This is a genomic window from Pseudomonas sp. LG1E9 (assembly GCF_003290225.1).
Classification (GTDB): Bacteria; Pseudomonadota; Gammaproteobacteria; order Pseudomonadales; family Pseudomonadaceae; genus Aquipseudomonas; species Aquipseudomonas cyclaminis.
Genome location: NZ_CP029983.1, coordinates 5,848,950 through 5,868,313, shown reverse-complemented (window position 1 = coordinate 5,868,313; position 19,364 = coordinate 5,848,950). Strand labels below are relative to the sequence as shown.

The 19,364-nt window shown below is 60.5% G+C and carries 16 protein-coding genes; 13 read left to right on the top strand and 3 right to left on the bottom strand.

Annotation, left to right across the window (positions count from 1 at the left end; translation table 11 throughout):
* Positions 1 to 36 precede the first annotated feature (36 nt).
* Positions 37 to 948, top strand: coding sequence for an SDR family oxidoreductase (locus tag DNK50_RS26870; protein ID WP_099587269.1), 912 nt, complete (start codon positions 37 to 39; stop codon positions 946 to 948).
* A gap of 161 nt (positions 949 to 1,109) precedes the next feature.
* Here the strand turns inward: DNK50_RS26870 and DNK50_RS28890 are convergent, their stop codons facing one another.
* Entirely contained in the window at positions 1,110 to 1,352 is a 243-nt protein-coding gene (locus DNK50_RS28890) for a hypothetical protein (RefSeq protein ID WP_143522585.1), read from the bottom strand.
* 79 nt (positions 1,353 to 1,431) lie between these two features.
* Here DNK50_RS28890 and DNK50_RS26865 point away from each other — a divergent pair, with 79 nt between their 5' ends.
* From DNK50_RS26865 to DNK50_RS26855, 3 genes are all read left to right on the top strand, one after another.
* Positions 1,432 to 3,213, top strand: coding sequence for a DUF1302 domain-containing protein (locus DNK50_RS26865; RefSeq protein WP_099587270.1), 1,782 nt, complete (start codon positions 1,432 to 1,434; stop codon positions 3,211 to 3,213).
* 26 nt (positions 3,214 to 3,239) lie between these two features.
* Complete coding sequence (locus DNK50_RS26860) at positions 3,240 to 4,598, top strand: DUF1329 domain-containing protein (protein WP_099587271.1); 1,359 nt, start codon at positions 3,240 to 3,242, stop codon at positions 4,596 to 4,598.
* Between the two features lie 222 nt (positions 4,599 to 4,820).
* Positions 4,821 to 7,322 carry a LuxR C-terminal-related transcriptional regulator gene (locus tag DNK50_RS26855; protein ID WP_112196713.1) on the top strand — a complete coding sequence of 834 codons (2,502 nt, stop codon included), beginning with the start codon at positions 4,821 to 4,823 and terminating at the stop codon, positions 7,320 to 7,322.
* On the opposite strand, the gene DNK50_RS26850 is transcribed toward DNK50_RS26855, so the two are convergent.
* Complete coding sequence (locus tag DNK50_RS26850) at positions 7,319 to 8,191, bottom strand: AraC family transcriptional regulator (RefSeq protein WP_112196712.1); 873 nt, start codon at positions 8,189 to 8,191, stop codon at positions 7,319 to 7,321. The genes DNK50_RS26855 and DNK50_RS26850 overlap by 4 nt on opposite strands.
* 138 nt (positions 8,192 to 8,329) lie before the next feature.
* Between DNK50_RS26850 and DNK50_RS26845 the strand changes: the two genes are divergently transcribed.
* Positions 8,330 to 9,241 carry a DMT family transporter gene (locus DNK50_RS26845; protein WP_112196711.1) on the top strand — a complete coding sequence of 304 codons (912 nt, stop codon included), beginning with the start codon at positions 8,330 to 8,332 and terminating at the stop codon, positions 9,239 to 9,241.
* 108 nt (positions 9,242 to 9,349) lie between these two features.
* Here the strand turns inward: DNK50_RS26845 and norR are convergent, their stop codons facing one another.
* The gene (gene norR / locus DNK50_RS26840; protein WP_112196710.1) at positions 9,350 to 10,894 is read right to left on the bottom strand and encodes a nitric oxide reductase transcriptional regulator NorR; all 1,545 of its coding nucleotides are present in this window, start codon (positions 10,892 to 10,894) and stop codon (positions 9,350 to 9,352) included.
* Between the two features lie 147 nt (positions 10,895 to 11,041).
* On the opposite strand from norR, the gene hmpA reads away from it, so the two are divergent.
* The 8 genes from hmpA to queC all read left to right on the top strand — a co-directional run bounded on the left by hmpA (position 11,042) and on the right by queC (position 19,325).
* The gene (gene hmpA / locus DNK50_RS26835) at positions 11,042 to 12,223 is read left to right on the top strand and encodes an NO-inducible flavohemoprotein (RefSeq protein ID WP_112196709.1); all 1,182 of its coding nucleotides are present in this window, start codon (positions 11,042 to 11,044) and stop codon (positions 12,221 to 12,223) included.
* A 164-nt stretch (positions 12,224 to 12,387) separates the two neighbouring features.
* The gene (locus DNK50_RS26830; protein ID WP_032885619.1) at positions 12,388 to 12,894 is read left to right on the top strand and encodes a disulfide bond formation protein B; all 507 of its coding nucleotides are present in this window, start codon (positions 12,388 to 12,390) and stop codon (positions 12,892 to 12,894) included.
* A 794-nt stretch (positions 12,895 to 13,688) separates the two neighbouring features.
* Positions 13,689 to 14,630 carry a ubiquinol oxidase subunit II gene (cyoA, locus tag DNK50_RS26820; protein WP_043205874.1) on the top strand — a complete coding sequence of 314 codons (942 nt, stop codon included), beginning with the start codon at positions 13,689 to 13,691 and terminating at the stop codon, positions 14,628 to 14,630.
* Positions 14,631 to 14,633: 3 nt separating this feature from the next.
* Positions 14,634 to 16,652 (top strand): cytochrome o ubiquinol oxidase subunit I, encoded by a 2,019-nt coding sequence (gene cyoB, locus DNK50_RS26815; protein ID WP_033896216.1) that lies wholly within the window; start codon positions 14,634 to 14,636, stop codon positions 16,650 to 16,652.
* A 3-nt stretch (positions 16,653 to 16,655) separates the two neighbouring features.
* Complete coding sequence (locus DNK50_RS26810; protein WP_017734786.1) at positions 16,656 to 17,282, top strand: cytochrome o ubiquinol oxidase subunit III; 627 nt, start codon at positions 16,656 to 16,658, stop codon at positions 17,280 to 17,282.
* Entirely contained in the window at positions 17,282 to 17,623 is a 342-nt protein-coding gene (gene cyoD, locus DNK50_RS26805; RefSeq protein ID WP_010206434.1) for a cytochrome o ubiquinol oxidase subunit IV, read from the top strand. The genes DNK50_RS26810 and cyoD overlap by 1 nt, the downstream gene beginning before the upstream one ends.
* A gap of 11 nt (positions 17,624 to 17,634) precedes the next feature.
* Positions 17,635 to 18,522, top strand: a complete 888-nt coding sequence (gene cyoE, locus DNK50_RS26800) for a heme o synthase (protein ID WP_019817484.1) — start codon at positions 17,635 to 17,637, stop codon at positions 18,520 to 18,522.
* Between the two features lie 104 nt (positions 18,523 to 18,626).
* Positions 18,627 to 19,325 carry a 7-cyano-7-deazaguanine synthase QueC gene (queC, locus tag DNK50_RS26795; protein ID WP_112196708.1) on the top strand — a complete coding sequence of 233 codons (699 nt, stop codon included), beginning with the start codon at positions 18,627 to 18,629 and terminating at the stop codon, positions 19,323 to 19,325.
* Positions 19,326 to 19,364 lie beyond the last annotated feature (39 nt).

Here is a 19,364-nt window from a genome sequence, read left to right as displayed (position 1 = left end):
CTCGACTCATTCCCATTGTCGCCATTGGAGTTCGGTATGAGTGAGTCAGTGCAGTTCCAGGATAAGGTCGTGATCGTCACCGGTGCCGGCGGCGGATTGGGCCGGGCCCATGCGCTGTTGTTCGCCAGACACGGGGCCAAGGTGCTGGTCAACGATCTCGGCGGTTCCACTCAGGGCGAAGGCGCCAATGCCTCGGCGGCCGACCGGGTGGTGGCCGAGATTCGCGAAGCCGGCGGGATCGCCGAAGCCAACCACGACTCTGTCACCGACGGTGACAAGATTGTGCAGAACGCCCTCGACGCCTTTGGCCGCATCGACGTGGTGGTCAACAATGCCGGCATCCTGCGCGACAAAACCTTCCACAAAATGGAAGACGCCGACTGGGACCTGGTGTACCGCGTGCATGTCGAAGGCGCCTACAAAGTCACCCGCGCCGCCTGGCCCCATCTGCGTGAGCAAGGTTACGGCCGGGTGATCTTCACCGCGTCCACCTCGGGTATCTACGGCAACTTCGGTCAGTCCAACTACGGCATGGCCAAGCTCGGCCTGTATGGCTTGACCCGCACCCTGGCGCTGGAAGGGCGCAAGAACAACATCCTGGTCAACGCCATCGCCCCCACGGGCGCCACGCGCATGACCGAAGGCCTGATCCCGCCGCAAGTGTTCGAGCGTCTCAAGCCGGAACTGGTCAGCCCGCTGGTGGTGTACCTGGGCAGCGAAGCCTGCCAGGAAACCTCGGGGTTGTTTGAAGTGGGCGGTGGCTGGATCGGCAAGACCCGCTGGGAGCGCAGCCTGGGCGTGGGCTTTGATCCCGAAGCCGGCTTTTCGCCGGATGATGTGGCCGCGCACTGGCAGCAGATCTGCGACTTCGAAGGGGCGGCTCATCCCAAGGACAACATCGAGGCCTTGAAGGAGATGATGGCCAACTTGCAGAAATACAGCCTCTGATCGTTGCTTGAAAAAGATTGAATCCTACGGGGCGCTGATGGCGCCCCGTTTTATTTCAGGCAAAAAAAAGCCACTGCAAACGCAGCGGCTGAAGTAAGACGTTGGATCAAGGAGCGACAAATCAACGTCAGTGAACACCGGTAACAGATTGAAAAAAGACATCAATCCATTTGAATCTGGCTTTTCTTCCGTTGGCAGGAAGCGGACTGTTTGCCCTGAAAGCCCGGCAAGAATAGTCGTTTGTAACAGCATGAGTAATAGCGATTCACGACATGCACTGTTGTCAAAATTGCAACAGTTACGGCGCTCGCCATCCACGCCCCTGATAACCCGCCATCCACCCGGTCGATGCCCCCGCCCAGACCCAGGCCAGAGCGCCCGGTAATCCTTTCGAGCGACAACACGAATCCCTCCTTGGTGCGCTTATCGCTCCTGATGCGCGGCAGTAGGGTGGGGCCTTCTGTCACTCACCGGGGAAGACGCATGACAAAAACAACAATGCGCGCCATCTTCACGCCACAGGCGCTGGCCGCTGCGGTTGCCTTGGGTTGCTGCGCCCAGGCTCAGGCTGTTTCGTTCAATATTGGCGAGATCGAAGGGCAATTCGATTCGTCGTTGTCGGTGGGGTCGAGTTGGGGCATGCGCGATGCCGACAAGAGCCTGGTTGGTACCGTCAATGGCGGGACAGGCCAGGCTTCCACGGGGGATGACGGGCGGCTCAATTTCAAGAAGGGCGAGACCTTCTCGAAAATCTTCAAGGGCCTGCACGACCTGGAACTCAAGTACGGCGATACCGGTGTGTTCGTGCGTGGCAAGTACTGGTATGACTTTGAACTCAAGGACGAAGACCGCGAGTTCAAGCAGATCAGCGACCACAACCGCAAGGAAGGCGCCAAGTCCAGCGGTGCGCAGATCCTCGATGCCTTCGTCTACCACAACTACTCCCTGGGCGACCTGCCGGGCACCGTGCGCGCCGGTAAGCAGGTGGTCAGTTGGGGCGAAAGTACCTTCATCGGCAACTCCATCAACAGCATCAACCCGATTGACGTGTCGGCGTTCCGTCGGCCCGGTGCCGAGATCAAGGAAGGCTTGATCCCGGTGAACATGCTGTTTGCGTCCCAGAGCCTGACCAATCAACTGACTGTGGAAGGGTTTTATCAGTTGGAGTGGGACCAGACCGTGCTGGACAACTGCGGCACCTTCTTTGGCGGTGACGTGGCGGCGGATGGTTGCACGGGTAATTACACCGTAGGCAGTCCGGGGATCGCAGCGTTGCAACCGATCGCCGCATCACGCGGCCAAGGCTTTGTGGTGACCCGCGAGGGTGTGGTGGTGCAGCGTGCCGGCGACCGTGATGCGCGGGACTCCGGCCAATTCGGTGCAGCCCTGCGCTGGTTGGGTGATGACACCGAGTACGGCCTCTACTTCATGAACTATCACAGCCGTACGCCCACTGTCGGCACGATTACCGCCAATACGAACCTGGCGACCATTGGTGGCATCGCCGCCGCCGCTCCTGCAGGTTTCGGTTCAGCCCTGGCCCAGAGCACCATGCTTGGCCGTGGCCAGTACTATCTCGACTACCCGGAAGACATCCGCCTGTTCGGCGCGAGTTTCTCCACGACCTTGCCCACCGGCACCGCGTGGACCGGGGAAATCAGCTACCGGCCCAATGCCCCGGTGCAGTTGAACACCACTGACCTGACACTGGCGCTGGTCAACCCTATCGCCGGCCAACTGGCCTCACCCATCCGCAGCAATTTCGGCAGCGACAACAAAGGCTACCGCCGCAAGGAAATCACCCAGATCCAAAGCACCATGACCCAGTTCTTCGACCAAGTCCTCGGCGCCGAACGCCTGACCCTGGTCGGCGAGGCGGCCGTCGTGCACGTGGCAGGCCTGGAGGACAAATCCAAACTGCGTTATGGCCGTGATTCGGTCTACGGCGCCTACGGTTTCCAGGGTGACACCGACGGTTTTGTCACCTCCACCTCCTGGGGCTACCGCGCGCGGGCGATCCTCGACTACAACAACGCGATTTTCGGGGTGAACCTCAAGCCCAACCTGTCCTGGTCCCATGACGTCGCCGGCTACGGCCCCAACGGGATCTTCAACAAAGGCGCCAAGGCCATCAGCGTCGGCGTGGATGCGGACTACCGCAGCACCTACACCGCCAGCCTCAGCTACACCGACTTTTTCGGCGGCGACTACAACACCCTGACCGACCGCGACTTCCTCGCCCTCAGCTTCGGCGTGAACTTCTGATTTGGCTTAAAGAAGGACAAGAACCTATGCGTAAGACAATTGCAGTGTTGGCCCTGAGTCTGTTGGCCGCCCACGTGATGGCAGCCGTATCGCCGGAAGAAGCGGCCAAGCTGGGCACCACCCTCACGCCAGTCGGCGCCGAAAAAGCCGGCAATGCCGACGGCTCGATTCCGGCCTGGACCGGCGGCATCCCGAAAAACGCCGGCGCGGTGGACAGCAAAGGCTTTCTGGCCGACCCGTTTGCCAGTGAAAAACCGCTGTTCGTGATCACCGCCGCCACCGTCGACAAGTACAAGGACAAACTCTCCGACGGCCAGGTGGCGATGTTCAAGCGCTACCCCGAGACCTACAAGATCCCGGTGTACCCGAGCCACCGCACGGTCAACCTGCCGGCGGATATCTACGAGTCGATCAAGCGCAGCGCGCTCAACGTCAAGGCGATCAACGACGGCAACGGCCTGGAGAACTTCACCGGCAACCGTTACTACGCGTTCCCGATTCCGAAGAATGGCGTAGAAGTGCTGTGGAACCACATCACCCGTTATCACGGCGGCAACCTGCGCCGCATCATCACCCAGGCCACCCCGCAGACCAACGGCAGCTACACGCCGATCCGCTTCGAAGAAGAAGTGGCGGTGCCTCAGGCGATCCCGGATATCGACGCGGCCAAGGCGGCCAACGTGCTGAGCTATTTCAAGCAGTCGGTCACCGCCCCGGCGCGCCTGGCGGGCAACGTGTTGCTGGTGCACGAAACCCTCGACCAGGTGAAAGAGCCGCGCCTGGCCTGGATCTACAATGCTGGCCAACGCCGCGTGCGCCGTGCGCCGCAAGTCTCCTATGACGGGCCGGGTACCGCGTCCGATGGCCTGCGCACCACCGACAACTTCGACATGTTCTCCGGCGCCCCCGACCGCTACGACTGGAAGCTGGTGGGCAAGAAGGAGATGTACATCCCCTACAACAGCTACAAACTCGATTCGCCGAGCCTCAAGTACGACGACATCATCAAGGCCGGCCACATCAACCAGGACCTGACCCGCTACGAACTGCACCGCGTGTGGGAAGTGGTCGGCACGGTCAAACCGAGCGAGCGGCACATCTACGCCAAGCGCCACATGTACATTGACGAAGACAGCTGGCAAGTCGCACTGGTGGATCACTACGACGGTCGCGGCCAACTGTGGCGTGTCGCTGAAGGCCATGCGCAGTTCTACTACGACCACCAGGTGCCGGCCTACACCGTCGAAACCCTGTACGACATCATTGCCGGTCGCTACATCGCACTGGGCATGAAAAACGAGGAGAAAAGCAGCTTCGTGTTCGGCTTCGCGGCCAAGGCAGCGGACTACACCCCGGCCGCGTTGAGGGCTGAAGGCGTACGCTGATCCCGGATCGAAGCGCAGTCAACATGTGAGAGGGGGCTTGCCCCCGATGAGGGAGTATCAGTCACTGGATTGGTTGACTGATACACCGCCATCGGGGGCAAGCCCCCTCCCACTTCTGTGCATGGCCTTCAATCATTGCGCTGAATACTTCTTCAACAACCCCCCGCCACAGGACTAGGGTACGCAACACGTTGCATAACAATAAGAACGCAGGATGCAGCAATGACTGCCATGACACGCTGCCTGGACCGTCCTGGATTCATGCCCCGGCTGTCCGCCCATCATCTGCTGCGCCCCCGCCTGGCCGAGCCTTTGCTGGTGGCGCAGGCGCGCGTCAAGTTGTTGTGCGCCCCTGGCGGCAGTGGCAAGAGCGCGTTGCTCGCCGAGTGCGCGTTGCACGCGCCTGCGGGTTGCCAAGTCTATTGGTTGCCGCTCAATGGCGCGTCCCTCAGCCCTCTCGACCTGTGCCAGCGACTGGCGCAAAACCTGGGCCTGACGTTTACCGACGAAACTACCTTGCTGCTGGACTTCAGTCGTTGGCAGGCGCCGGCGTGGTTGTTCCTCGATGATTTCTGCCGCTTGCCCACTCCCGACACCGACGCCTTGCTCGACCGCCTGCTCACCGCCAGCAGCCCGGCGCTGAACTGGTGGCTGGGCGCTCGACGGCGTCCGACCTGTAACTGGCCGCGACTGTTGCTTGATGATGAGCTGCTTGAGTGCGGCGCTGAACTGGCCTTTACCCCTTCGGAAATTCAGGCTCTGCTCGGCCATGCGCCGGCTCAGTCCGTCGACAGCGTGATGCAGTTCAGCGCCGGTTGGTGCGCGGGTGTACGCATCGCGTTGCTGGGCGACGGTCATCCCGACAAGACGCTGCTCGACTACCTGCAACATGAACTCTTCAGCACGCTGCCGCCGGAGCTGGCCGAGACCTGGCGCGTGCTGGCCCATCTGCCGCGCTTCAATGCGGGCCTGTGCGAGCATTTGTTCGGCGCGGGCGACGGTGGCCAGTACCTGCGGGATTTGCAGACGCTCGGCGCATTTATCGAACCGTGGGAAGCCACCGACTGGCTGCAGGTTTTCCCGCCGCTGGCGCAACTGATGCACGACGAACCCTGGCCGGCCAAACGCTCCTGGCATCGTCGCGCTTGCCAATGGTTTTGCACCGAACAGGACTGGCAGGCGGCTTTCGAACAAGCGCTGCTGGCCGAAGAATATGAAATGGCCGTGAGCTTGTTGCAGCACTTCAGCTTCGAGGATCTGTTCCGCCAGCAGAACGCCGTGTTGCTGTTGCGCCTGCATGAGCAGCATGGCGATGAATTGATGCTCGGCTCGGCGCAGTTGGTGGGGTTGGTAACCGCCGCATTGCTGTTTGCCGGGCGCTTCGAACAGGCGGCTGCGTGCATCGATCAGTTGGCCCGATTTGCCCCGCAACCCTCGGCGGCGCAACAGCGTTATCTACTGGCGCGCTGGCAGGCGCAGTGGGGCTGGCTACTGCACCTGGGCGGCGATGCCGAGGGCTCTCGTCTGCATTTTCTAGAGGCCCTGCAAGCGTTGCCCGACAGCGCCTGGACGTCCCGCTTGATGTGCCTGTCGGGCCTGACTCAGCAAGCCTTGCTGCGCGGCGAGCTGGACGTCGCCCAAGGCCTGAACCGTGAAGCGCTGTGCCTGGCGCGCGCCCATGGTTCGTTGCTACTGGAGGCCTTGCTGGAACTGGATCACGCGCAATTGCTGGAACAGCGCGGCGCGCCGTATCGGGCGCAGAGCCTGCTGGAAACGGTGCAGGCGATGTTGCTCAAGCAGCGACTCAAGGCCGGGCCTTTGGTGGGGCGCATTGCGTTGCGGCGCGGACATTTGGCGCTGCGCCAGGGCCAGGACAGCCTGGCCGCCGAGTGTTTCGAGACTGGCTTGAAGATGTGCCTGCACAGCCAGGACAAGCGCGTGCTCTACGGATATCTCGGCCTGGCGCTGCTGGCTGCCAACCGGGGTGATTACGCCCAGGCGTTTATCCAACTGCGCGAAGCCGAACGGCTGATGCAGCAACGCCAGGTGCCGGACACTGTGTACCGTGCGGTGCTGTTGTTGGTCAGCGGGCATTTCTGGCTGCAGCAAGGCCGCGCCGAATTGACCGTGGAAGCAGTGCGCCGTGTGCTGCGCCACTTTCGTGGGCCCCAGGGCAAACAAGCGCCGCCGGCCACCCTGGAACTGATCCCGCGCCTGGAATACCTGTTGGTGCTGGCGGAGGTAAAACTGGGCTGCGCCGAGCAACCCATAGAACGGCTCAACGTGTTGCTGGCAACCACCCACCAGCGCGGCATGCTCTGCCTGGAAACCGAGCTGCACCTGGTCCTGGGTGAAGTGGCGTGGCAACTGGGCGACCCGGCCTTGGCGCGCCGTTCGCTGCAAACCGGCCTGGACCTGGCCGGACGTTGCCAGGTGCAACAAGCGATTCGCGAGCTGCGCTTGCGCTCGCCGGGACTGTTGAGCGAGCTGGGCATGGAGCCTCAGGCATCAACCCCCGGCACGCTGGAAAACCCTTTGAGCCAGCGTGAACTGGAAGTGTTGCAACTGATCGCCCAGGGCAGCTCCAACCTGGAAATCGCCGACCGGCTGTTTATCTCCCTGCACACCGTCAAGACCCACGCGCGGCGCATCCACAGCAAGCTGGGCGTCGAGCGGCGCACCCAGGCGGTGGCCAAGGCCAAGACGTTGGGCTTGATGGTCTAAATGAACGCCAGACGGTAGTCGCCGGGCGTAGCACCCATGGCCTGGCGGAAGCGATGGGTGAAGTGGCTGGCGCTGGAGAATCCGCACAGCAAGGCTATCTCGCCCAGGGGCAGGGCACCGCCGCGCAGCAGGCTTTGCGCACGACTCAGCCGACGCGCCAATAGATATTGATGGGGCGGCAGGCCGAAGCTTTGGCGGAACATCCGCGCAAAATGGTATTCCGACAGCGCGCACAGGCCAGCTAATTGGCCCAGGCTGATGGGGTCTTCCAGGTGCTGGTCGATGTAGTCCACCAACAACCGTCGCTGGTATGCCGCCAACCCCCCTTTCAAGCGCAGGCCTTCTCGGGCGCCTACCTGGCTGAGCAGGATGTGGCTGAGCATTTCATGGGCCAGGCTGCTGGTCAGCAGGCGTTCGGCGGGCTCCTGCCAATTGAGCGCGATCAACTGGTGGAAACGTCGGGCCTGGCTGTCGTCTTGCAGAAAGGTGCTTTCGCGCAGCTCCAGGGCGCGCGGCTCGCGGTCGAGCAGGGTGACGCAGCCCAAGGCAAATTGCTCGGGGCTGAAATACACGTGGGCCAGGCGGATTTCACCGTTGATCACCCACGCCGACTGATGCTCGGCGGGCAGGATGCACAGCTTGTCGGGGCCGCCCTTGGTGCCCGGCTGGTCACGCCGAAACGTGCCGGTGCCACCGCCGATGTAGCAGGACAGCGTGTGGTGGCTGGGCGCCTGGTAGTCCTGGGAATCGTGATGATTGCTCCACAAGGCCGCCGACAAGCCGTCACCGAGCTCGGCGCAGGCTTCAAGGCGTGCGTTGGGCGAACGGTTAAGCGCTTGAAAGACTTGCAGGGATTCCAGATCTGACATGGTGTGTGTTCTCCGACGCCTTGCATCCTACTCCGCACGGCTGGCGCTGTGAGCCCAGCGCCCGACAAAAGCGCAAGAATGTGCAAGAACGTTACGAACGTTGAAGGCGACACTGTGGCTCAATCGATGGAGCCCGCTATGAACCTTTCCCTGTATTTACTCACCGTGCTGATCTGGGGCACCACCTGGATCGCCCTTAAATGGCAATTGGGCGTGGTGGCGATTCCTGTGTCCATCGTCTATCGCTTTGGCCTGGCGGCGCTGGTGTTGTTTGCATTGTTGCTGCTCAGCCGCAAGTTGCAGGTGATGAACCGGCGCGGGCACTTGATCTGCCTGGCCCAGGGGTTGTGCCTGTTCTGCGTCAACTTCATGTGCTTCCTCACCGCCAGCCAGTGGATTCCCAGCGGGTTGGTGGCGGTGGTGTTTTCCACCGCCACGTTGTGGAACGCACTCAACGCCCGGGTGTTTTTCGGCCAGCGGGTGGCACGTAACGTGTTGATGGGGGGCGGTCTTGGTATGGCGGGGTTGGGCTTGTTGTTCTGGCCGGAACTGGCAGGGCACACCGCCAGCCCGCAGACCTTGCTTGGTCTGGGCCTGGCGTTATTGGGGACGATGTGTTTCTCGGCCGGCAATATGCTGTCGAGCCTGCAACAGAAGGCCGGCCTGCGGCCGCTGACCACCAACGCCTGGGGGATGTTGTACGGCGCCTTGATGCTGGCGACCTATTGCCTGGTGCGCGGCATTCCGTTTGAGATGGACTGGAGCGCACGGTATGTCGGCGCCCTGTGGTACCTGGTGATTCCGGGTTCGGTAATCGGCTTTACGGCCTACTTGACCCTGGTGGGGCGCATGGGGCCGGAGCGGGCGGCGTATTGCACGGTGCTGTTCCCGGTGGTGGCGCTGAATGTGTCGGCGTTTGCCGAGGGCTACCAATGGACCGGGCCGGCGCTGGCGGGGTTGGTGCTGGTGATGCTGGGGAATGTGTTGGTGTTTCGCAAGCCGAAGGCGGTTCAACCGACGACTCCGATCCTTCAGGCAAAGCAGGTTTAGTGTGGGAGGGGGCTTGCCCCCGATGGCAGCGTGTCAGCCAGACCACTATCGGGGGCAAGCCCCCTCCCACATTTCCTGCATTTCATACATTTGGCCGAGTTGTCCTTGCTATTTGAGGCCAAGGCGCTTGGCCATGCGGCCCAGGTTGGCACGGTCCAGGCCCAGTTCGCGGGCGGCGCTGGCCCAGTTGTGCTGGTGGCGTTCCAGGCAGGCGCTGATCACTTGGCGCTGGTAGGCCTCTGTGGCCTGGCGCAGATCGCCGGTAACGGCCAAGGCTGTTTCTGCCGCTGCTTCGATCACCGGTGCGCTGACATCGGGCAAGTCCAGATCCAGGGCACTCAAGCTCAGAATCCTCGGCCGCTCACGACAGCTCCCCAGTGCTTTCAGCGCGCTGCGTCCGATCAAGTGCTCCAGCTCGCGCACATTACCCGGCCAGTTGTAGGCCAACAGCGCCGCCTGGGCATCGCTGCTCAGGCGAAGACTGCCCAGGCCCATGCGTGAGCGGTTCTGCTCCAGGAAGAAGCCCGCCAGCAACAACACATCGCGCCCGCGCTCGCGCAGTGCCGGCACTTGCAGCGGGTATACGCTCAGACGGTGATAGAAGTCGGCGCGGTAGCGGCCGTTGCGCACCTCGTCCGCGAGGTCGCGGTTGGTGGCGGCGATCAGGCGTACATCCACCTGGTGCTCCTTGTCCGAGCCCAGGCGCTGCAACTGGCCGCTTTGCAGCACGCGCAGCAGCTTGGCCTGCACGGCCAGCGACAACTCGCCCACTTCATCCAGAAACAAGGTGCCGCCATTGGCCAGTTCGAACTTGCCGCGACGCTCGTTCAGCGCGCCGGTAAAGGCGCCGCGTACGTGGCCGAACAACTCGCTTTCCACCAGGGTCTCCGGCAGGGCGGCGCAGTTGAGGCTGATCAGTGGTTTGTCCGCACGATGGGAGGCCGCGTGGATAGCCTGGGCCACCAGCTCTTTGCCCACCCCGGTTTCGCCGGTGATCAGCACGGTAAGGTCGCTGCCGCCCACCAGTTTGATTTCTTCGATCAGGCGCTTGTGGCTTTTGCTCTGGCCGATCATTTCCTTGTGCTGCTGGCCGCTGGCCTGGCGGTAGACCTCGGCGCGCTGGTGCTCGTCTTCGGCGCGCAGGGCCAGGCGTTCGATGCGTTCGGCCACGTTGACGGTGGCAGCGGCGAGGCTGGCGAAGGCTTGCAGGGCGTCCAGTTCAACCCGTTCGAAGCGCTCGGTGTCGAGGGCATCCAGGGTCAGCAGGCCCCACGGCTGGTCGTCGATGAATAGCGGGCAGCCCATGCAGTCGTGCACTTGCAGGTGTCCGTGCAAGCCATCAACCAGGCCGTCGTAGGGGTCGGGCAATTCGCTGTCGCTGTCAAAGCGCGTCGGGCCGGGGCTGCCGAGCAGCACGGCGAAGCGCGGGTGCTCGCTGACCTTGAAGCGCCGGCCCAAGGTGTCGGCGCTCAGGCCATCGACCGCCAGCGGCACCAGCCATTCACCGTCCAGGCGCAGCAACGCGGCGGCGTCGCACGGCAGCAGGGCGCGCATGGCTTGCAGCAGGCGACGGTAACGCTCGCCTTCAGGCAGGTCACGGGACAGGTCGGCGACCAGGGGTAGCAGGGTGGTGAGCAGCGATTGCGCAGTCATAATGACTCCTTGTAGTCCTTATGACTATAAAGCGTAGGAAGTCATATTGACTAGGCATTATTTAACTCATTGAAAAATAGAGGTTTATTGTTTGGCACGAATACTGAGTAGCTAAGGGCAATCAGTAAAGAAGCCCAGGAGGCTCCCATGCTTAGTGCCCAAGACCGTGCCATCGTCAAATCCACCGTGCCCCTGCTGGAAAGCGGCGGTGAAGCGCTGATCACCCACTTCTACCGCATGATGCTCTCGGAGTACCCCGAAGTCCGTCCGCTGTTCAACCAGGCCCACCAGGCCAGCGGCGACCAGCCCCGCGCCCTGGCCAATGGGGTGTTGATGTACGCGCGGCATATCGACCAGCTCGATCAACTGGGCGACCTGGTGGCGAAGATCATCAACAAGCACGTGGCCTTGCAGATTCTGCCGGAGCATTACCCGATCGTTGGCGCCTGCCTGCTGCGGGCGATTTCCGAAGTGCTGGGCAGCGAGATTGCCACGCCAGAAGTGATGACGGCCTGGGGTAACGCCTACGGCCAGTTGGCAGACATCCTGATCGGCGCCGAAGCCGCCATCTACGACGAGAAAGCCCAGGCTCTCGGCGGCTGGCGCGGTGCGCGGCCGTTCCTGCTGGTCAAGCGGGTGGAAGAGAGCGACGAGATCGTTTCGTTCTACTTCGCCCCGGTGGATAACGGAGCGATTCTCGCAGCGGCCCCAGGCCAATACATCGGCATGAAGCTGGTGCTGGATGGCGAAGAAGTGCGCCGCAACTATTCCCTGTCGGCCTTGAGCGATGCGGGCCTGTACCGTATCAGCGTCAAACGCGAGGCCGGTGGGCGGGTGTCCAACTATCTGCATGACCAGTTGCACGTCGGCGCAACCATTGACCTGTTCCCGCCGTCGGGCGAGTTCACCCTGGCGGCCAGCGACAAACCGTTGGTGCTGATCAGCGGCGGCGTGGGCATCACGCCGACCTTGCCGATGCTCGAAGCGGCCTTGGCTACGCAGCGCCCGGTGCACTTTATCCACTGTGCGCGTAACGGCGGAGTGCATGCGTTTCGCGATTGGGTGGATGGCCTGGCGGCGCAGCACCCGCAGCTCAAACGCTTCTACTGCTATGCCGAGGACGACGGCATCAGCCCGGCGGCCGACAAGGTAGGTCTGCTGAACCAGGAACAACTGGCCGCCTGGTTGCCCGAACAGCGCGACCTGGACGCCTACTTCCTCGGCCCCAAAGGCTTCATGGCCGCCATCAAGCGCCACCTGAAAGCCCTGGGCGTACCCGAGCAGCAGGCCCGCTACGAATTCTTCGGCCCCGCAGCCGCCCTGGAATAGCCCTCTCAGAAATACCACTGTTCCAAATGTGGGAGGGGCAATCCCGCTCCCACATTTTGATCTGTGTCCTGCCCGATTAATCCCCCGTTAACCCCCCTCTGTTTAAACCACTCCCTGTGTGTAAACTTGCGGCCATTGGCACAACCAAACAAAGGGATACGGGGATGAGTGACGAATTGCGTTTAGGCAGGGAGCGGCGCTTTCTGGTGTTGCTGGGCATCATCTGCCTGGCGCTGATCGGTGGGGCCTTGTACATGCAGGTGGTGCTGGGCGAGGCGCCGTGCCCGCTGTGCATCCTGCAACGCTATGCCTTGTTGTTGATTGCGATCTTCGCCTTCATCGGCGCGGCCATGCGCACCAAGGGCGCCCTGACCTTTTTCGAAGGCCTGGTGATCCTCAGCGCCGTCGGCGGGGTGGCCGCGGCGGGACACCACGTGTACACCCAGTTCTTCCCGCAGGTCAGCTGTGGCATCGATGTGCTGCAACCTATCGTCGATGACCTGCCCCTGGCCAAGGTCTTCCCGCTGGGCTTCCAGGTCGACGGCTTCTGCAGCACGCCGTATCCGCCGGTGCTGGGCCTGTCCCTGGCGCAGTGGGCCTTGGTGGCGTTCGTGCTAACGGTGATTCTGGTGCCCCTGGGCATCTATCGCAATCGCCAACGCAAGGCCTGACCTCTTCCATGAAAACGCCCCGGTCCTTCTTTAAGGAAGGCCGGGGCGTTTTTGCCTGTAGGCTTTTGTGAACAGAGCGTGACGCCGGACAACGGTGGGGTGCGCGCAGCGTGCGACATGTTGTCACACGGAAGCCGCCGCAGGACGTTTCTGACCCGCCAAACCATCGCTTAAATTTGCAAAAAACGCCCAAGATGTGCTGTCAGTTCGTGGTTCGCGAGAGGCCGTGCGCCTCACGCCGTACACGCCTTGGCGTGATGTCCGAATGCCTTGTTTTCTGGGGGGTTGGATAGGTTTTGCATGCCCTTACGCGATGTAAGGGCTGCGGCGGTTGCGCCAATAACACGGCAATTTTTGTGGTTTTTGTTGGGAATCTAACGCGATAAGATCGCGAACCCTTGCAATATGGGTGAAGGATTATTGCTGTAATCGATAAAAATTATTTCTTTATAAGACATGGTTTATACATCGCTAGCTAACTACAATCGCCCGCACTGAATGTCCGGTGCTGTTCAATATTTGAGCACCGGAGCGGTCGAGGGGCAGATGGATGGCTCTGTGCGACCCCAAGGTTCCGGCAGCCTTTCAACTATCCGCACCAAATGGAATTGGTCTGTAACAAGGCCTTTAACCACGAAATCGAATAAGAACTCACCGCAGGTCCGTGAAACGCTCCGTTATGGCGTGCCGGGCAGGCTCTTATTCAATCGAAGAGAAATGCCAACCCTTGGCAGGGTGAAGTGTTGGCGATCAAAACCCAACTGCATTGCGCAAGCTGCTTTAGAGGTCGTGAGATGAGTAAAAACAGGTACCCCCGATTACTAGGCTTTTTGCCGCTGCTTGGCATGATGTTAATGCTGGGAGGCTGCAAGTGGACCTTGATGGACCCGAAAGGACAGATCGGTCTGGATCAACGAAACCTGATCATCACCGCCACGCTGCTGATGCTGTTGGTCGTGGTGCCTGTGATCATCATGACCTTCGCCTTCGCCTGGAAATACCGCGCGTCGAACACCAACGCGACCTACGCGCCCAAGTGGTCGCACTCCACCAAGATCGAAATCGCGGTGTGGCTGGTCCCGATCCTCATCATCATCGCCTTGGGTTACATCACCTATAAGTCGACCCACGAGCTGGACCCGTACCGTCCGCTGGAGTCCGACGTCAAGCCGATCAACATCGAAGTGGTCGCGCTGGACTGGAAGTGGCTGTTCATCTACCCGGACCTGGGTATCGCCACGGTCAACCAGATCCGCTTCCCGGAGAACACCCCGCTTAACTTCCGGATCACCTCCGACGCCGTGATGAACTCGTTCTTCATCCCAGCCCTGGGTGGCCAGATCTACGCGATGGCAGGCATGCAGACCCGCCTGCACCTGATCGCCAACGAAAAAGCTGAAATGGAAGGCATCTCCGCGAACTACAGCGGCGCTGGCTTCACCGGCATGAAATTCAAAGCGATCTCGACGAGCCAGGAAGATTTCAACGCCTGGGTAGCCGAAGTCAAGGCCGCACCTAAACAGCTTGATCAAGCTGAATACGACGCCCTGACCAAACCAAGCCAGAACAACCCAGTCGCCCTGTACTCCACGTATGAGCCGAACCTGTTTCAGAAAATCGTCGACAAGTACGAAGGTATGAAGCCAGGCAAGCCGGTCAAGCACGAGAAGAAAGAAGTGGCCGCGGTTGAAGGTTCTGACACGGGCTCGCATTCAACTGCTGGGGCAGAGGAGTAAACGATGTTTGGTAAATTAAGTTGGGATGCGGTCCCGTTCCACGAGCCGATCGTAATGGTGACCATCGCCATGATCGCGCTGGGTGGTCTGGCACTGTTTGCAGCAATTACGTATTACAAGAAATGGACCTACCTGTGGACCGAGTGGCTGACGTCTGTCGACCACAAGAAAATCGGTGTCATGTACGTCATCGTTGCCATGGTCATGCTGCTGCGTGGTTTTGCCGACGCCATCATGATGCGTACCCAGTTGGCCATGGCCACCGAGGGTTCGCCTGGCTATCTGCCGCCTGAACACTATGACCAGATCTTCACCGCTCACGGTGTGATCATGATCATCTTCATGGCGATGCCTTTCTTCACCGGCCTGATGAACCTTGCCTTGCCGCTGCAGATTGGTGCCCGTGACGTTGCCTACCCGTTCCTGAACTCCCTGAGCTTCTGGCTGCTGGTTTCCGGCGTTGTGCTGATCAACCTGTCCCTGGGCGTCGGCGAATTCGCCAAGACCGGCTGGGTCGCGTATCCGCCATTGTCGGGCCTGCAATACAGCCCTGGCGTGGGTGTGGACTACTACATCTGGGCGCTACAGTTATCAGGGCTCGGGACGACATTGACGGGGGTCAACTTCCTGGCCACCGTCCTGAAAATGCGCGCCCCTGGCATGAAACTGATGGACATGCCGATCTTCACCTGGACCTGCACCTGGGCCAACGTCCTGATCGTGGCTTCGTTCCCGATCCTGGCCGCTACCATGGCGCTGCTGTCGCTTGACCGTTACCTGGATTTCCACATTTTCACCAATGAACTTGGTGGCAATCCAATGATGTACGTGAACCTGTTCTGGGCATGGGGTCACCCTGAGGTGTACATCCTGATCCTGCCAGCGTTCGGTATCTTCTCCGAAGTCATCTCGACCTTTACCGGCAAGCGCCTGTTCGGTCACCACTCGATGGTCTATGCATCGGGCGCGATCTCGGTACTGGGCTTCATGGTGTGGCTGCACCACTTCTTCACCATGGGTTCGGGTGCCAGCGTCAACGCCTTCTTCGGCCTGGCGACGATGCTGATTTCCATCCCGACGGGGGTGAAGCTATTCAACTGGCTGTTCACCATCTACCACGGTCGTCTGCGCATGACCAGCCAGGTCCTGTGGACCCTGGGCTTCATGGTGACCTTCGCCATCGGCGGCATGACCGGCGTACTGCTGGCCATTCCGGGTGCTGACTTCGTCCTGCACAACAGCCTGTTCGTGATCGCTCACTTCCACAACGTGATCATCGGCGGTGCGGTATTCGGTTACATCGCTGGTTTCAGCTTCTACTTCCCGAAAGCGTTCGGCTTCAAGCTGCACGAAGGCTGGGGCAAGGCTGCATTCTGGTTCTGGATCTCGGGCTTCTTCGTCGCGTTCATGCCGCTCTATGCACTGGGCTTCATGGGCATGACCCGTCGTCTGAACGCTACTACCAACCCTGAGTGGGTGCCGTACCTGTACGTCGCCATGTTCGGTGCGATCATGATCGCCGTGGGTATCGCCTGCCAGCTGATCCAGCTGTACGTGAGTATCCGTGACCGTAAGCAGAACGCTTGCGACTCCGGCGACCCATGGAATGGCCACACCCTGGAATGGTCGACTTCGTCGCCACCTCCGTTCTACAACTTCGCCGTGATCCCTACTGCGAACACCATTGATGCGTTCACCGAAGCCAAGGAAGACGGTACTGCGTACCAGCGTCCTAAGCACTACGAGCCGATCCACATGCCAAACAACACCGCCACTGGCGTGGTGATGGGTGCGCTGTTGACCGTGTTCGGTTTCGCGATGATCTGGCACATCTGGTGGCTGGCAATCGTGGGCCTGGTTGGCACTATCGGTTACTTCATCGTTCACGCCGCGCGTGACGATCAAGGCTACATGGTGCCGGTCGAGACGATCGAACGCATCGAAGCCGAGCAACACGCTCGCCTGGTAGCCGAGAAGAAGATCCCGGCCAACCGTGTAGAAACCTCGTTGGAACAGGCTTAAACCATGTCGAACTTAGTGACCAATGCTGGACACGCCCATGTCGATGACCATGGGCACGATGACCATCACCACGACTCGGGGCCGATGACCGTTTTCGGTTTCTGGCTCTACCTGATGACCGACTGCATCTTGTTTGCGTCGATCTTCGCGGTGTACGCGGTACTGGTAAACAACGTAGCGGGTGGCCCGTCGGGCCACGACATCTTCGAACTGCCTTACGTGCTCGGCGAAACCGCCTTGCTGTTGTTCAGTTCGATCACCTACGGCTTCGCCATGTTGGCCTTCTACAAGGGCAACAAGAAAGGCGTACTGAGCTGGCTGGGCCTGACCTTCCTGTTCGGCCTGGGCTTCATCGGCATGGAGATCAACGAGTTCCACCTGCTGATCTCCGAAGGCTACGGCCCGCACCGCAGCGGCTTCCTGTCGGCGTTCTTCACGCTGGTCGGCACCCACGGTCTGCACGTAACTGCCGGCCTGCTGTGGATGGCGGTGATGATGTATCAGGTCAATAAGCACGGCCTGACCAACACCAACAAGACCCGCCTGAGCTGCCTGAGCCTGTTCTGGCACTTCCTGGACGTGGTCTGGATCTGCGTCTTCACCGTTGTTTACCTGATGGGGACTCTGTAATGGCTAATGCACACTCCCATGACCATGACAGCCATGATGCGAGCCACGGCAGCGTTAAGTCGTACGCCATCGGCTTCATCCTGTCGGTAATCCTGACGCTCATCCCGTTCGGTCTGGTGATGTACCCGACCCTGCCCAAGTCGATCACCTTGATGATCGTGCTGGCATTCGCGGTGATTCAGGTTCTGGTTCACCTGGTGTACTTCCTGCACCTGGATCGTTCCAAGGAACAGCGCGATAACGTGATTGCGTTCGTGTTCGCAGGTCTTGTGATCCTGCTGCTGGTTGGCCTGTCGATATGGATCATGTTCAGCATCCATACGTTCATGATGGCGAAGTGAGGTAAGACCCGATGTCGCTTAAGCACTTTATCCAAATCACCAAACCGGGGATCATTTTCGGTAACGTGCTTTCTGTGGCGGGCGGTTTCTTCCTGGCCTCCAAGGGACATGTCGATCTGGCCATCTTCCTGGCTGCGATGATCGGCACGTCCCTGGTGGTTGCTTCCGGTTGTGTCTTCAACAACTGCATCGACCGTGACATCGATATCAAGATGGAGCGCACCAAGAATCGCGTGCTGGTCCAGGGCCTTATCTCCCTGAAGCTGGCACTGATCTTCGCGACCGTCCTGGGTGTTGCCGGTGTGGCCCTGTTGTACAAGGTGGCCAACCCTTTGGCGGCGCTGTTTGCCGTGATCGGCTTTGTCATCTACGTCGGCCTCTACAGCCTGTACCTCAAGCGCAAGTCGGTTCACGGCACGCTGGTGGGCAGTCTGTCGGGGGCGATGCCGCCGGTGATTGGTTATGTGGCTGTGACCAATAGCTTCGACATGGCTGCGCTGGTGCTGCTGGTGATGTTCAGCCTGTGGCAGATGCCGCATTCCTACGCCATCGCGATCTTCCGTTTCAACGACTACCTGGCTGCTTCGATTCCGGTCCTGCCGGTCAAGCGTGGCATCCAGGTCGCCAAGAAACACATCCTGCTCTACATCCTGGCCTTCCTCGTGGCGACCTTGATGTTGACCTTCAGTGGCTACGCCGGCATGAGCTACCTTGCCGTCGCCGCGGCCATGGGCATGTACTGGTTGTACATGGCCTGGACCGGCTACAAGGCGGTGGACGATACCGTCTGGGCGCGCAAGCTGTTCGTGTTCTCGATCTTCACCATCACCGCGCTCAGCGTGATGATGTCCCTGGATTTCCAAGTGCCGAAAGAGCTGTTGCTGACCTACGCACACTGAATGCCTGAGCAGTAGAAAGGCCCCGCCTTCGAAAGAAGCGCGGGGTTTTTTATTGAGTGAGCTTTAAACTATGCCCAAATCCTACCTATGCAGGACGCAGAACGATGACTAAAAAAGCTGTAATCGTATTCAGTGGCGGACAAGACTCCACCACCTGTTTGATCCACGCGCTGCCGCACTACGATGAGGTGCACTGCATTACCTTCGATTATGGCCAGCGCCATGTGGCAGAAGTCGAAGTCGCCCAGCAGCTCGCCAGTCAGTTGGGGGCCACCGTTCACAAAGTGATGGACGTGTCGTTGCTCAATGAGCTGGCCATCAGCAGCCTGACCCGCGACAACATTCCTGTGCCGACGGTGAACAGCTCAGGTGAAAGCCTGCCCAGCACCTTTGTGCCGGGGCGCAATATTCTGTTCCTGACCCTGGCGGCGATCTACGCCTACCAGGTGAAGGCCGAGACCGTCATCACCGGCGTGTGCGAAACCGACTTCTCCGGTTACCCGGACTGCCGCGATGAATTCGTCAAGGCGCTGAACCAGGCACTCAAGCTGGGCATGGAATACGACGTGCGCCTGGAAACCCCACTGATGTGGCTGAACAAGGCCGAGACCTGGGCCTTGGCCGACTACCACCAGCAACTGGACCTGGTTCGCGAGCAGACACTGACCTGCTACAACGGCGTCCTTGGCACTGGCTGCGGCGAGTGTGATGCGTGCAACCTGCGCGCACGGGGCTTGAATGATTACGTGCGGAACAAGACGGCTGTCATGCAGAACCTCAAGCAAAAACTGCAGCTCGACTGATCCCCATGTAGATCCCGTCTTGCCGGGCCGGCCTCGGCA